Origin of the sequence: Streptomyces sp. NPDC048636 (genome assembly GCF_040650655.1) — a bacterium.
Taxonomy (GTDB): domain Bacteria; phylum Actinomycetota; class Actinomycetes; order Streptomycetales; family Streptomycetaceae; genus Streptomyces.
Genome location: NZ_JBEZHR010000008.1, coordinates 157970 through 171363 on the forward strand (window position 1 = coordinate 157970; position 13394 = coordinate 171363).

Sequence of the window (13394 nt, forward strand, 5' to 3'; positions counted from 1 at the left end):
CCCCGGCCGACGGGGGTCGGCCGTCATGCCCCGGCGTGCAGCGGAGCCGCCCAGGTCCACGGCTCATCGGGCCGCGCCCGCCGCATCCGCCGGGTCACCGTATGCAGGGCCAGCGCCCCCGGCAGCCGCTCCGGTGCGTCCAGCGCGTCGCCCAGCGCGGTGTGGAAACCGGCGGCCACCTCGGCCGCCACCTCGTCACCGATCTCCCACAGGGTCGCGACCGCCTGCGCGTACCCGGCCAGCTGGAAGGCGGAGGCCACATGGATCGCCTCGTCCGCCAGCCGGGCACCGCCGCGCGCCGTCCCGCACGCCGACAGATACGCCAGCTCCGCCCCGTCCAGGTGCAGGGTGCTGATGGCGGTCAGGTTCAACGGCCCGTCGTGCAGCAGCAGATGGCTGGCGGCCGGATCCGCCGGATCGCTGCCCGCGTGACACGCGAAGTGCGCCACCGCCGCCCCGGGCAGCGCCGCGAGCACCGCCTCCCGGGTTGCCGCCGCCCCCACCAGCGGTGCCGCGCCCCCGGCCCGCGAGGCGAGCGCGCCCGCCTCGTCCACGGTGCGCGGCAGCGGGGCGTGACCGGGCGTCCGCGGCATCGCCACCGCCAGCGCGGCCCGCCGGACCGCCACCGGCTGCGCCCGGCTGTGCAGCAGACTGCGCAGGGTCGGGGTGTACGAGGAGACCGCGCGGTCCAGCACCGAGTCCCCGGGCCGGGTGTGATGGCCCGCGGCGTGCAGCGGCAGCGAGTTGAGCGGTCCGGTCGGCGACCACCACAGCCGGGGCCAGGGGCCGCCCGGCGGCGGGGGACCGGTCAGCCCCAGGGAGGTGAGCACCGGTTCGGCCAGTACGTCCCACAGCCAGCCCAGCGTCTCCGTGACCACCTGCCGCGCCGGACCCGTCAGCAGCCCGTCCCCGCCGCCGGTCAGCACCGCGATCGCCTCGTGGAACGCGTCCGCCTGCTCGATCAGCTCCCCGGCGCGCAGTCCGGGCAGTGCGACCGGCACCAGCCCGTCCGGGCGCAGCACCAGGGCGTCACAGCGGCGCGGATTGACGTTCACGCTGACCACCGGGCCCTCGGCGGCGGCCGGGAGCAGATCCGGCAGCCCGAGCGGCAGCGGCAGCAGGAAGCGCTCGAAACCGGGCTGCCGCTGCAATCGCTCCATCAGCTCCTTCCACTCCCCGGCCAGGTCCCGGTACTCCGCCAGATCCTCCTGGCGCGGCACCCGTCCGTAGGAACCCCGGGCCTGGAGGGCCTGCACCCGCTCGCGCAGTTCCACGAAACGCGCGGCGAGCCCGGCGTCGGTCCGGCGCAACTGGTCCAGCTCCCGGCGGGCGTTGACCGCGGTGGACAGCAGATACGCCCGGCCGTCCTCCAGCGCCTCCAGCGCACCGGGCGCGTCCCGGTAGCCCAGTGCCTCGGCGGCGGCGTTGGAGGCGAGCCGGGCGGCGGGGCCGCTCGGCAGATCCCGCTCGGCCGTCCGCGCCGCCTCGCCCGGTTCCCCCTGCTGAAGTCGGCTGGTCACCGCCGAGGCCCAGGACATCAGGAGGTACGGCAGATAGGGATCGTCGACGGGGAGGGTGTCCAGCACCCGACGGGCCAGCCCGGCCGCCTCCTGGTATTCCGCCTCGTCGCGGTCCAGCTGGTAGTGGTCGAACAACGCGTGGGCCAGGGCCTTCTGCGCCTGGACATGGGCGGGGTCCGCCGGTGGCAGCGTGGCCAGCCGCCGCCGTCCCCGCCGGATGGCGGCCGCGGTGCGGGCCAGCGTCTCGAACGGCGACTGCTGGGCGTTGGCCAGCATCACGAACGACTCCATATGGTCGGGCGCCAGACCCAGCCGGTCCAGGATCGCCGGGAGTCCGCTCTCCGTCTCCCACACCACCGGCACCAGCTCGGCCAGGCCCTCCGTCCAGTTCTCCCGCGACATCTTCTCGGGGTCGTGCTGATGCCGGGCCAGCAGCAGTCCATGCCGGTTGAACGTCAGCAGCAGCCGGTCCCGGTGGTCCTCGGGAAGCTCCCGCAGCACCCGCTCGTGGATCTCCAGCAGCGCGTCGAGTTCGGCGGTGTCCACCGGCTGCCGGGGCGGATTCTCCCCGGCCTGGTCCAGGAAGTCCCGTAACGCCTCCGCACGCTCCTCCTGGGGCAGATGGCTGAACTGCGCCTCCAGCGTCTCCAGCGCCTTGGCGTGCAGCTCCGCCATCCCCACCTCGTCGGGGTAGCGCATCAGGGCCGCCCCGAAGTCCATCAGCTGTGCGTGGCGGCTGGAACCGCCGCCGCCCGTGAGGTTGAGCAGCTTGGCGACGAACGCCAGCGGATGGCCGCTCTCCACGGCGCCCTCCGCGCCCTCGCCGGGGACCAAGGACGCCATGAGGCCGTCCATCACCTTCATCCGCTCCCGGGTCTCGGGATCGCGCTTCTCCCGGACCCGGCTCGGGGCGCGCAGCATGGTCGCCCGGGTGAACATCTCCTGGGCATGCTCCAGTCCCGCGCCGTCCTCCGGCATTCCGGCGATCGCCTGCTCCAGGAAGGCGAGGGCCTCGTCGAGCACCGCCGTGTCCACATCGCCGGGCCGGTCCGCCCCCGACTCCGCCCACATCAGCAGCCCGCTCCCGAGGTCGGCCCGCATCTGCGGAAGGTTCAGGTCCACCTCGGTGGCGGTGTCCACGGCCGTCCGCAGCAGCTCCACCGACTCGCCCAGCAGCGACCGGTCCCCGGTCAGCGTCGCCTTGCAACGCAACGCCAGCGCCAGCCCGTTGGCGCAGCGCGCGTGGTTGAGATGGGCCCGCGGGGTGGTGCCGAACGCCTCGCGCAGCACCGTGACCGCCGCGTCCAGGTCCGGCATCGGCGGCGAACCCTCGCCCCGGTGCGCGAACAGGTCGTTCAGCAGGAGGGCGTAACCGAGGTTGCACAACAGCAGCGGACGCGACGGATGGCCCGTCGGCAGTGCCCGCTCCGCGTCCCGCATCAGCCGCAGCGCGACCCGCCCGGTGGTCCCCTCCGCGGGCTGCCGCACCAGCCGTACCACCAGCAGCATGGCCAGATTGCCCATGGCCTCCGCGTGCGCGCGGACCAGCTCCTCCCCGGCGGGCCGCACCGACGGGGAGAGCGCCCGGGTGAAGGAGGCGCGCACCGGAGCGGGCAGCGCCTCCGCCGGGCCCAGGTAGAACGGCATCAGCAGCACCACCGCCAGCGACCAGGACTCCTGGCCCTCCTCCCCGGGCAGGGCGGAGCGGAACCAGTACAACAGCCCCGCCGTGTACAGCACCTGGGCGTCCACGCCCCGCGAGGTGGCCAGGTACCCGAGCAGTTCGTCGGCCTCCTCCCGCGCCCGCGTCGTATGCGCGTCCGAGAGATCGCCGGTACGGACCGCCAGGTCCAGCCGGGACTGCACGGCCGCCAGCAGCCGGTCACGCATCGTTCCCCCTCCTGATGGCCCAGTGGTGCGCCGCGGGTCCGGGGGCGTGACCCCGGACACCCCGGCTCATACGCCCTTGCGGAACCGCTCGGTGACCGCCGCCCCACGGCCCGGGCGGATCGGCCGGAGCTCGTCGTCGAACCGGTCCAGCAGCTCGTCCAGATGCACATCGACCGCGGCCTCCACCAGCTCCGCGTACGCCTGTGCCGTCTCGTGCGAGCGCCGTCGGCAGACCACGGCGACCCCCAGGCCCACCACCGCGGACGGCCACCACAGCGCGCCCAGCGCCCCGTACAGCGCCGCCCAGCCGCCCAGCGCCGCCGCCTCGTCGAAGCCCTGCCGGCTGTCGGTGAGCGGCTGCCGGGTGGTGTCCGGCAGCAGCAGCCACAGCCGGGGCCAGGCGGCGGTCAGATCCAGCGCGTACTGGTCCCGCACCCGGGTGGCCGGGGCCGCCAGCCGGTCCCCGGTCCAGGTGGGCCGCCGTGGCTCGACAAGCGCCACCGCGTTGCGCAGCGCGGCCAGTTCACCCAGCCGGTGCGCGTCCTCGCCCGCCTCCCGGGCCGCCTCGTACGCCGCGTCGTGGCGCCACCAGGCCGCGTGGCGGCGGGCGGTGAGCCGCCGGGCCAGCGGGCGGGCGAAGAACGGCCAGCGCCCGGACAGCAGCGACGCCACCGGTCCGCCCAGCGCCCGTGCCACCAGCGCGACCGCCACCGACACCGCCACCACGCCGATCACCAGCATCACGGTCCGCGCCGACCCCGCCGCCTGCTGCCGCGCCCCGCCCACCGCCGCGAACGCGCCGAGCGTGCGCCACAGCAGCCCGGTGTCCGCCCACCGCCGCTGGCCGAGCGCCGACGCCACCGCGAGGGCGCAGGTGAACAGCAGCCCCGGAAGGACCACTTGGGTCGCCCAGCGCTCCGCGACCTTCCTGCCGAACTCGGAGAGGAACCCGCTCACCATGGCGCGCTCACCGGTCGGCGACGAAGCGCAGGGCCCGGTCGTGGACCCCGCACGTGGGCAGCTCCGAGGAGGCCGTACGCTCCTCGGCGCGCGGACACGCGCCCAGCGGGCAGAGATAGACACCGGTGATCCGCGCGGGCCGGTCCTCCTCCACGGGCGTCGGCAGCGTGGTGCGGGACGGGCCCGCCGTCACCGGCACCGGGCCGTCCATCCCCAGCCCGGCGAGCAGTCCGCCGACCGGTTCACCGCGCCGCGCGGCGAGCACCACCTCTTCCACCGCCGCCCGCCGGGCCCGTGAGGCCGGGCCCCGCAGCATGGCCCGGAGCCGGGGCAGCACCGCGCAGAACGCGGCCAGCGCCTGCCGCTCGGATCGGCTGGTCATGGGACCGCTCCTCGGTAGGAACCCACTGTGATCAACATGTTGTCGGCACCACCCGGTATCCCGTGTCCGTCGCCTTCGCCGTGTTCTTCCCCGACGCCGCCAGCGCCCCGCGGCACCAGGCGGTCACCGTGCGGCCGTCCTCCGTGATCCGCACGGCGTACGCCACCGGCCCGCCCCGCCGCGCCACCGACCGGTCCTCGGGCGGCACGATCGTCCAGCGGGCGCCCACCGTGCCGTGCGGCCCGACCGTACGCGGCGCACGACCCGCCGGAACCGCCCGCCAGCCGGTGGGCAGCACGGGCGGGCGTACGTCCACGGCCAGTTCACGGGCCGCGGTGTTGCGCACGGTCAGCCGCCCGCCGTCGGCCGACGGGCGCAGCCGTACGATCGACGACGACCGCGACCACACCCGCAAGCCGCGCAACCGCGCTGTGCGGCCCCGCGTATGGATGACCCACACCCGCACCGCCGACACCTCGACCGGACGCTTGAGGACCAGCGACTCCTTGTCGAGACGGCCCGGATGATCCTCGTCCAGGTCGAACTTCCAGCTGCCGCGCGGCGGGGAGACCCAGCGCGATCCGATGCGGTAGTCCACGGTGGCGGCCGTGAGCGCACCGGCCCACTGCTCGTCGATGCGGTGGATCCGCACCGGTGTGCCGAAGTGGAGCACCCACTGGTCCTGCTCGTTGGGGCTGCCCTCGGTCGACCAGACGTCCCCGTCGTGGCCGTCCCGCGGCATCTCCGGGGAGCTGCCCGGGGCGGAATAGGTGGCCAGCGCCAACGGCCAGTCCGCGCCCGGGGTGTACGCGGCCACGTCGACGTCCCGGACCGAGTCCGCCAGCGGACGCCGCCAGGTGTCGTACGCCGCGGGCAGCCCGAAGAACCATGTCGGCGGCAGCGCGCCCGCGATCAGCAGCGCCATGGCCAACGGCACGGCCAGCAAACCCGCCAGATGGGCCGTCAGCAGCCCGCCGCGCGCCGTGGCCGTGCCTCCGGCGGGCGCGCCCTCGCGCCCGCCGGGCACCCACCCGTCGGCCCGCCGCAGGGCGGAGTGGCGGGCGCCCTCGAGCAGGGTGCGGCGCGCCCGGCTGCGCCGCTCACCGGCCGCGAGCAGCGCCGCCAGCGGCCGTCGCGCCGCCCCGGGCACCGCGTGGCGCATCCGCTGCCACCGCCGCTCCGCCGCCCGCGCCCGCCGCTGCCGCAGCGCCAGCCGCTCGGCGGCGGTACGGCCACGGCGGACGGTGGCGCGGGGCGCGGGCCGTACGGCGGGGCGGCGGAGGCCGCGGCGGGGTGCGATCCGCACTCCGGCGGCCCAGAGCAGCAGTTCGCCGAGCGGGGCCGCGGTGGCCTCGCCCGCCGTGCCCGTCTCGGGGTCGCCGTCCGTCCCGGCGACGGCGTACCGCACCCGGCCACCGAACCGCTCGACCGTACGCACCAGATTGCCGCCGCCCGCCCGCTCCAACCACCCGCGCACCGCCGCCCCGGACTCCGCCGAGGGGCCCGACTCCGCCGCGCCCTGCGGGTCGGCGTCCGCCATGGTCCGCCGGACCGTCCGGGACTTCGTCAGCACCACGGCGATCCGCCGTGGCCTGCGACGGGCCGGGAGCGTGTCGAGGACGTGCAGTACCCGGTCCACCGTGTCCGACGGGTCCTGCGGGGAGATGGGCACCGCCCCGACGGCCTCCCGCTCGCCCTCGTCCAGCGAACGCCGCACCCATGGCAGCGCCAGCACGTCGACCACGAACACCAGCCCGTCGGCACGGCGCAGACAGCCCAGCGCGTCCACCGACTCCTGCCGGGTGTACGCCGAGCCGGGCGGATCGTAGACGACCAGTGGCACATCGGCGCCGCGCAGCCCGGTCAGCGTGGTCGCGTGCGTCGCGACCGGCTCGGGGCGCAGTACCCCGCCGAGCGCCGCCACCCGCTGCCGCGCCTGCGCCAGCGCGCGGTAACGCACCACGCTCTGACCGGAGCCGGGCCCACCCGCCAGCACCACGGTCCGCGGGCGCGCCCGGCCTCGCCCCGTCCGGCGCGGCAGCGGCCGGGCGCAGGACGGACAGGACGTCTCCAGACGGCGCGCCCCGAACACCGGCGAGGCGGGCAGCCGCGCCCCGCAGCGGCAGACGTGGCGCAGCGCCCCGTACCCATTGGGCGCCAGTCGCCGGTGATCCGCCCCGCAGACCGGACACCGGTGCACCGGCAGCGCCACCGGCTCCCCGCACTCCAGATGCGGGCAGACGGCGCCCCGGTCGTGACGCCACCGCCCGGCCCGGTCCACGGCCGCCAGGGGCGCCCACCACAGCACCGCGCGGATGGCGAACGCCACCGCCCACAGCGCCAACTGGACCACCGCCGCCAACAGACAGAGCACGGCCGCCACCAGCACCACCAGCGGCAGACCGAGCAGGAAGGCCGGATAGCCGAGCCCGATCCACACCGCCCGGCGCTGTCCGTCCTCCCTTCTGACGTACGCCAGCCGGGCTCCGCCGCGGGCTTCGGTGAGCAGTGCGCGCCAGTCCTCGGAGCAGGTCCGGTACGCCCGCCGCAGATCGCGGAGGGCCGGGCCGTGGAGATAGGCCCGGTACGCGGGCTCCGCCGCGTCGCCACCGGGCCGGTGGTCGCCGGGCGCGGACACCGGGGAGGTGGCGGACGGCGGCGGGCCGGTCAGGGCGAGCCGCCGGAGGGGCGCCCCGAGAGCGGACAGGGCGCCGGTACGCACGCTCACCGGCCGTCCCAACACCGCCCACAGGATGGCCACATGGCGCCCCATCAGGACCAGGAAGAGCGCGGGCAGATTGAGGCCCAGTGCCACCGCCACCGCGATGGCCTGCGCGGGCAGGATGAACAGCGGCACCGGCTCACCCCTCGCCGCGCCGCAGCACCCGCCGCAGCAGTCGTCCCGGCGAGATGTCCTCGGGCGGCGCCACCGGTCCGTGTGGCTCCCCGGGCCCGTACGGCTCTCCGGGTCCGTACGGCTCCGTGGCTCCGGGCGGTTCCGCGGGCGCGGGGAGCGCCAGTTGGCCGACGGCGGCCACGGTCTCCTCCTCGCCCAGCAGCCCCTGCCGGTACAGACGCAGCACCCGCAGCGCCGCCTCATGCCGCCGCGCGGGCTCCGCCCCGGCGCCGGTGAGCCATACCCGTACCGCCGTGCGCGGCGCCTGCGTCCATGGCTCACCGCCCTCGGGCATCCCGAGCGGATCGGGCGGGCGCCGGGTCAGCACCGCGCACACCTCGGGCGTCAGGGCCGCCTCCCGCAGCGCCGCGGAGCCCTCCAGCGCCCTGAGCACCCCGGCCAGGACCGCCCGGCGATGGCTGTCGGCGAGCGCCCCGTCCGGCGGTGCGTCCGGACGGGGCGGCATCCCCGCGGGCTGTGGGCGAACCGTCGGCAGCAGGGCGGCGAGGGTGTCGCCGAACGGTCCGGGGCGGGCCGTCAGCCACTGCTCCGCCCCGTCCCGTACGGCCTCCGGCGCGACATCCGCCTCGGCCAGCCGCAGCCGGACCGCCTCGGCCACGAAGCGCGCCAGCGTGGACACCGCGCCGTCCGCCCCGGGATCCGGGAACGCGCCCGTCAGCAGGGCCTGCTCCAGGGTGTGGCGGGCGCTGTCCCGGAAGGCGGGGGAGACGGCGAGCAGCCGGGCGGCGAGCGGTGCGTCCAGACCGGCCGGGCCGGACGCCAGGGAGCGGTGCACCCCGGGCGGCAGGAGCTCGGGGCGTCCCGCGAGGGCGCCCAACAGCCGCTCGAGCGCGTCCCGTTCCGGCCGTGGGGCGGACTCCGCGTCCCAGCCGCCACGGGCGAGCGCGACCAGGGCGCACACGGTGCTGAGCCGCGTCACCGGGTGTGTGGCCGCCGCCGGGGGCACCGCGGACCAGAGGTCGGCGACGGTGTCGAAGACATCGAGGTCGTCCTCGGCCCAGGCGCGGGCGAGCAGTCCGGCGGCGGTGGCGTGCGGTGTGCTCCCGGTGGCCGGGGCATCCGCGGGCAGCGGTGGATCGAGGTGGAAGACGGCGCCGTGCCCGCCGCCGTGCCGCTCCCACACCTCCGGGACGGTGCCCACCAGCAGCCGGTGGTCGTCGTACGGCCGGTCGGTGTAGGTGACGAACGTCAACTCGGCGGCCAGCGGCGCCGGGAGGGCGTAGGAGACGGCGGTGAGCCAGTCCAGCACCCGTTCGCCGGAGGAGGAGACCAGCACCACCGGACCGGGTCCGTCCGATGCCGTCCCCCGCTCCAGCGCGCTCAGCACCGCCGCGAGGAGGTCCGCGAGCAGCCGCCCGCCCGCCGGGCCGCTCTCCCGGAGCACCCGCCGGACCCGGTCGGGGCCGACCGTGCTGCCCAGGGGCAGTTCGCCGATGTCCGGCAGCGGGCGGCCGTCGTCGGGGGCCGGGACCCCGGCCCACAGCGGGGCGCCCCACAGCTCCACCGGACGCAGCCCGGTCAGCTCCTCCGGCGCGGCGAGGACGGAGTGGCAGAAGTAGTTGCCCCAGCGGCCCGTGTAGTCCTGGCCGACACTGCGGATACGGGTCACCGCGCGCACCGCGCCGAGCAGGTCGTACGCGAACGCCACGGGATGGTCGGCCGGTTCGGCCGCGGCGCCCGGCGGCGGGGTGTAGGCCATCAGCGGCCGCAGCGCGTCCAGCGTGGTGCGGGGGACGTCCGCCGACACCGCGGTGAAGCGGAAACCGCCCTGCCGGTCACCGGCGCCGGGCGGCGCGGAGGAGTAGTGCGCCTGTCCGGCCACGGTGTCTCACACCTTTCCCCGGTCGAGCATCGCGAACCGGTGCAGCAGCCACATCAGCGGATCCTCCACCCGGTGCGGCCGTACCCCGCCGAGACCCAGGTCGGCGCCGCGCGGCGGGGCGCCCAGCATCGACAGGGCGAACAGCTGGTAGTCGGCGCAGGACTGGTCCAGCCGCAGGGCGAGCTGGCCCTCCCGCCACCCGGCCAGCAGCGCCCGCAGCTCGGTGTGGACGGCGGCGCGGTCATCCGCGTCGAAGACCGGACCGGGGGCGCGGGTGCGGTGCAGCGGCGAGCTGTCGGGCAGCTCCGGCCAGAGCAGATCCAGTTTGGTCAGCGCCACCGCGACCGGGATGGCCACCTTCCCGCCCCCGCCCGGGGCGTGTGCCTCACCGAGGTGGCGCAGCACCCGGGTGAGCACATCCACCGACGGTCCGGCGGTCCGCCCGGCGGTGCGGACGGCGCCGCCCCCGGCCGCGCCGGGCGCTCCGGAACCGGCCACGTCCCGCGGGTCGACCAGCACCACCACCGCGTCGGCCTCGGCGAGATAGCGCAGCTGGGTCTCCATCCGGTCCCGGGAGCCGAAGTGTTCGCCCGCGGTGTCCAGGAAGACCAGCGTGAGCGAGGTGTCGCGGCCGGTGCCGAACGCCCCGCGGCGGGTGCGGCCGAGCCGGTACACCAGCGGGCGGCCGCCGTCCCGCTCCTGGGTCTTGGGCACGGTCCGGTGGCCGTCGTACAGATGGCGCTCGTAGCGCTCCCGGTAGTCGTCGGTGGTGCGGTCGTCACACGGCACCAGCGAGGTGCGCAGCTCATCGCCGAGACGGTGCAGCAACTCATGGACCAGCACCGCGATATAGGTGCTCTTACCGGAGCTGACCGGCCCGGCGAGCGCCACGATCCGCCCCGGTGACTCCAGATAGCCCTCCGGCAGCCGGTCCCCGCAGGGGCGGCAGCGGCGCCGGGTGGTGAGATGCCCGCAGGTGCCACAGGTCGCCCGGCGGTCCAGCGGATCGGCCGCGGCCAGCCGCCGGTCCTCGGCGCACTCCCGGCCGCCGCTCGCGCAGACGAAGCCGAAGCCGTCGCGGCCGAGGCGCCGGAAACAGTGCGGACACACCCAGGTGCGCCCGCCGGGCCCGCCGCGCCTCAGCCTCATCTGTCCCTCACCCGCTTCACCCGCTTCACCCGTTTCAGCCGCCTCATTGGCGTTTCCCTCGTCCCACCTGGAGTTCGTGTGTCGGCGGATCGCGCAGCACCACCCCGTCGCCGACGGCGAAGCAGCGCAGCCAGTAGCCGCGCCCGCCGGGCCCCTTCCCGCCGGGCGCGGCCACCGTGAGCTCCACCGGCCGTCCGGCGGGCAGTTCGACATCCGTCAGCTCACCGAGCGTCTCGCCGTCGCCGGGAGCCAGCGGCCAGCCCTCGCCGTACGCCCGGACCAGCAGCAGCCGTTCGGCGCGTACGGCGGCCCGGGCGGTGAACACCGCGCGCAGGGTGCGCCGTCCGGGCAGCCCCGACCGGGTCAGCCGGTAGCCGACCTCGATCCGCGCGGGCAGCGATGTCAGGGACGGGGCGCCGCCCACCCGGGGCCCCGCACCGGACGCCACCGCCCGTGCCGCGATCTCCACCGCCGCGCCGTCCGCCACCGGGATCCGCGCCCCCGCCTCGTGCAGAGCGGCGGCGCGGGTCACGGTCCTGCGGCCCGCCGGGGCACCGGCCACCGTCCAGGACAGCTCCACCGCGTCCACCCCGTGCGCGGGCCAGTCGAACGCGACGGCCACCTCGCCGCCGAGCCGCCGCGCCTCGATCCGGCCGAGGCCGGGCAGCACCTCGACCCGCCGGTGCGGGCCGGTGACCGCCTCGTCCCCGGCCACGGTCACCACCAGCACCGTGCCGCTGCGCGCCGGGACCGGGAACCGCAGCCCGCCGGGGGCCGGTGAGCCCGCCAACGGCCGGGCGGCGGGCCGCAGTCCGGCCACCGGCAGCCGGGTGCCCTCGGGCCACGGCGGCGCGCCGTCCAGCAGATACAGCGCCGCGTCCCCGCCGTGCGGTGCGGGGAACCGGGCCACCAGCGCCGCCGGGTCGTCCGCCACCGGCTCCACCCGCAGCGCGGTCACCGGCCGTGGCGGGGAGACCGGGGTGGCCGAGAGCCGGACGCCCTCGGTGACGGTGCGCGCACCGTCCGGGCCGCGGTAGACCACGGCGATCCGATAGCGGTGGACGGTGCCGTTGGCCAGCCCGCCGTCGGTGAACCCGTCCCGGCGGGCGGCCACCTCGACCCGGCGTCCGCCGGCCCCCTCGCGGGTCACCTCCACCGACTCCGCCCCGGCCGGAGTCCGCCAGCCGCCGGTGACGGTGGTGTCGCCCACCCGCAGCCGTACGCCCGACACTTCGGGCCGGTGGTACACCGGCCCGCACACCGTGAGCGCGGACGGCGGGGTGTCCGGCCCCGCGCCGCGCCGTACCGCCACGCCGTAGTACAGCGGGCGGCCGACGAACAGGGCCGTGCCGTCGGGGGCGAAGGTGTCGCGCAGCGAGGTGGCGCCGGGGGAGTCCGGCCGCAGCGGGGTGCCGTCGAGCGCGGAGCGCGGCGGGCGGCCGGTGCGCCGGACCACCAGGTACTCCGGCTCCCCGGCGGTGGACGGAGTGGGCTCCCACTCCACCAGCACCCCCGCGTCGTCGGAGACGGCCCCGGCGCGCGGCACCGGGCGGGCGGGCAGCGCCCGGCGCAGCGCGTCGGAGCCGGGCAGATCCGCTGCGATCACCTCGGCCTCGTCCAGCAGCGCCCAGCCGCGGTCCGGATCGCCGCCGCGCAGTCCCGCGGCCCGCTCGCGCAGCCGTTCCGCCTCGGCCAGCCGCTCCCGGACATGGGTGGCGAGCGCCGCCGCCTCCTCCGGCAGCGCCCCGTCCGGGAACCGGTCCAGAACGGCGGCGGCCTCGGCGAGCAGCCCGTCGGCGGCCAGCCGCCGCAGCCGCCCGGTGACCGGGTCCGCCGCGCGCTCGTGGAGGACCGCGAAGACCAGCCGCCGGGCGTCCGCCTCGGCGACCGACAACTCCCCGACGGCGTGGGCGAGCAGCGTGGCGGCCCCGGCACGGGCCGCGCGGTGCTCCCGCACCGAGGCGGCCAGTTCGTACCGCAGCACCGCGCCGAGCTCCTCCGGGCCGTGTTCGCGCAGTATCTGCCGCAGCGCGGCGACCACACCATGGGCGGCGGTCTGGGCGGCGCTGTGCGGCAGCCGCGCCCAGCGGTCCGCCGCCCCGTCGAGCTCCCGTTCACCGGGCGGGGGCTGGCTGAACGGCGCGAGCGGGGCGGCGGCCCGGCCGCCGGGGCCGTCCGCGGCCAGGAAGTCGGCGAGATGGCGCAGCCGCAGCAGCGCCAACTGCCGGGCGCAGCGCGGGTACGCGGGGTGCGGGGCGGCGGCGGGCAGCGCGTCCGGCTCCCGCTCCTCGATCGTCGCGCCGCGCAGCGCCTCGCGCACCTGGGCCCCGGGCACGCCGTGGGCCGTGGCCAGCTCCTCGACGGTGGCGGGCGCGATCAGCCCGAGCCCGTCCGCGGCCTCCTCCAGCGCGGCCAGCAGCCGACGGCGGCCGTCGCCCTCGCGGCGGCCCTGTTCGGCCAGCGCGGTCCGTAACGGCTCCAGGTCGCCCGCCGCGGCGGCGTCGAACACCCGCTGGTGGAGCGGGTGTCCGGCCTCCAGCGCCTCGATCACCGGCCGGTACTTCAGCCGGGACCGGCCACGCCGCCAGCAGGCCCGGGCCTCCTTCACCGCCTCGGTGACCGAGGCGGCCGTCAACGGCTCCGCCAGCTGGTAGCGCCAGCGCAGGTCGTCCTTGAGCGGCAGCCCGTGGTCCAGCACCTCACGCCGGTAGCGCGCCTCGTCGAATGCCATCTCTCACCCCCCCACGGCGGTCC

Annotated in this window: 7 protein-coding genes; all 7 read right to left on the minus strand. The window is 76.9% G+C overall.

Annotated features, from left to right (window positions below):
- Nucleotides 1-23: 23 nt before the first annotated feature.
- Nucleotides 24-3410, minus strand: a complete 3387-nt coding sequence (locus AB0C66_RS22880) for a CHAT domain-containing protein (protein WP_362441478.1) — start codon at nucleotides 3408-3410, stop codon at nucleotides 24-26.
- Between the two features lie 66 nt (nucleotides 3411-3476).
- A complete protein-coding gene (locus AB0C66_RS22885; protein WP_362441481.1) occupies nucleotides 3477-4370 on the minus strand; it encodes a hypothetical protein in 894 nt (297 codons plus the stop codon).
- Nucleotides 4371-4377: 7 nt separating this feature from the next.
- On the minus strand, nucleotides 4378-4752 hold the full coding sequence (locus AB0C66_RS22890) for a hypothetical protein (protein WP_362441484.1): 375 nt from the start codon (nucleotides 4750-4752) through the stop codon (nucleotides 4378-4380).
- Between the two features lie 31 nt (nucleotides 4753-4783).
- Nucleotides 4784-7609, minus strand: a complete 2826-nt coding sequence (locus tag AB0C66_RS22895; RefSeq protein ID WP_362441487.1) for a hypothetical protein — start codon at nucleotides 7607-7609, stop codon at nucleotides 4784-4786.
- A 4-nt stretch (nucleotides 7610-7613) separates the two neighbouring features.
- Nucleotides 7614-9491, minus strand: a complete 1878-nt coding sequence (locus AB0C66_RS22900; RefSeq protein ID WP_362441490.1) for a hypothetical protein — start codon at nucleotides 9489-9491, stop codon at nucleotides 7614-7616.
- Between the two features lie 6 nt (nucleotides 9492-9497).
- The gene (locus AB0C66_RS22905) at nucleotides 9498-10640 is read right to left on the minus strand and encodes a hypothetical protein (RefSeq protein WP_362441494.1); all 1143 of its coding nucleotides are present in this window, start codon (nucleotides 10638-10640) and stop codon (nucleotides 9498-9500) included.
- A 43-nt stretch (nucleotides 10641-10683) separates the two neighbouring features.
- Nucleotides 10684-13371 carry a hypothetical protein gene (locus tag AB0C66_RS22910; RefSeq protein WP_362441497.1) on the minus strand — a complete coding sequence of 896 codons (2688 nt, stop codon included), beginning with the start codon at nucleotides 13369-13371 and terminating at the stop codon, nucleotides 10684-10686.
- Between the last annotated feature and the right edge of the window lie 23 nt (nucleotides 13372-13394).

Excerpts from the sequence above, each read along its gene's own strand:
- AB0C66_RS22885 (WP_362441481.1), bottom strand. The coding sequence starts at position 4,370 with ATGGTGAGCGGGTTCCTCTCCGAGTTCGGCAGGAAGGTCGCGGAGCGC.
- AB0C66_RS22890 (WP_362441484.1), bottom strand. The coding sequence starts at position 4,752 with ATGACCAGCCGATCCGAGCGGCAGGCGCTGGCCGCGTTCTGCGCGGTG.
- AB0C66_RS22905 (WP_362441494.1), bottom strand. The coding sequence starts at position 10,640 with ATGAGGCTGAGGCGCGGCGGGCCCGGCGGGCGCACCTGGGTGTGTCCG.
- AB0C66_RS22880 (WP_362441478.1), bottom strand. The coding sequence starts at position 3,410 with ATGCGTGACCGGCTGCTGGCGGCCGTGCAGTCCCGGCTGGACCTGGCG.
- AB0C66_RS22910 (WP_362441497.1), bottom strand. The coding sequence starts at position 13,371 with ATGGCATTCGACGAGGCGCGCTACCGGCGTGAGGTGCTGGACCACGGG.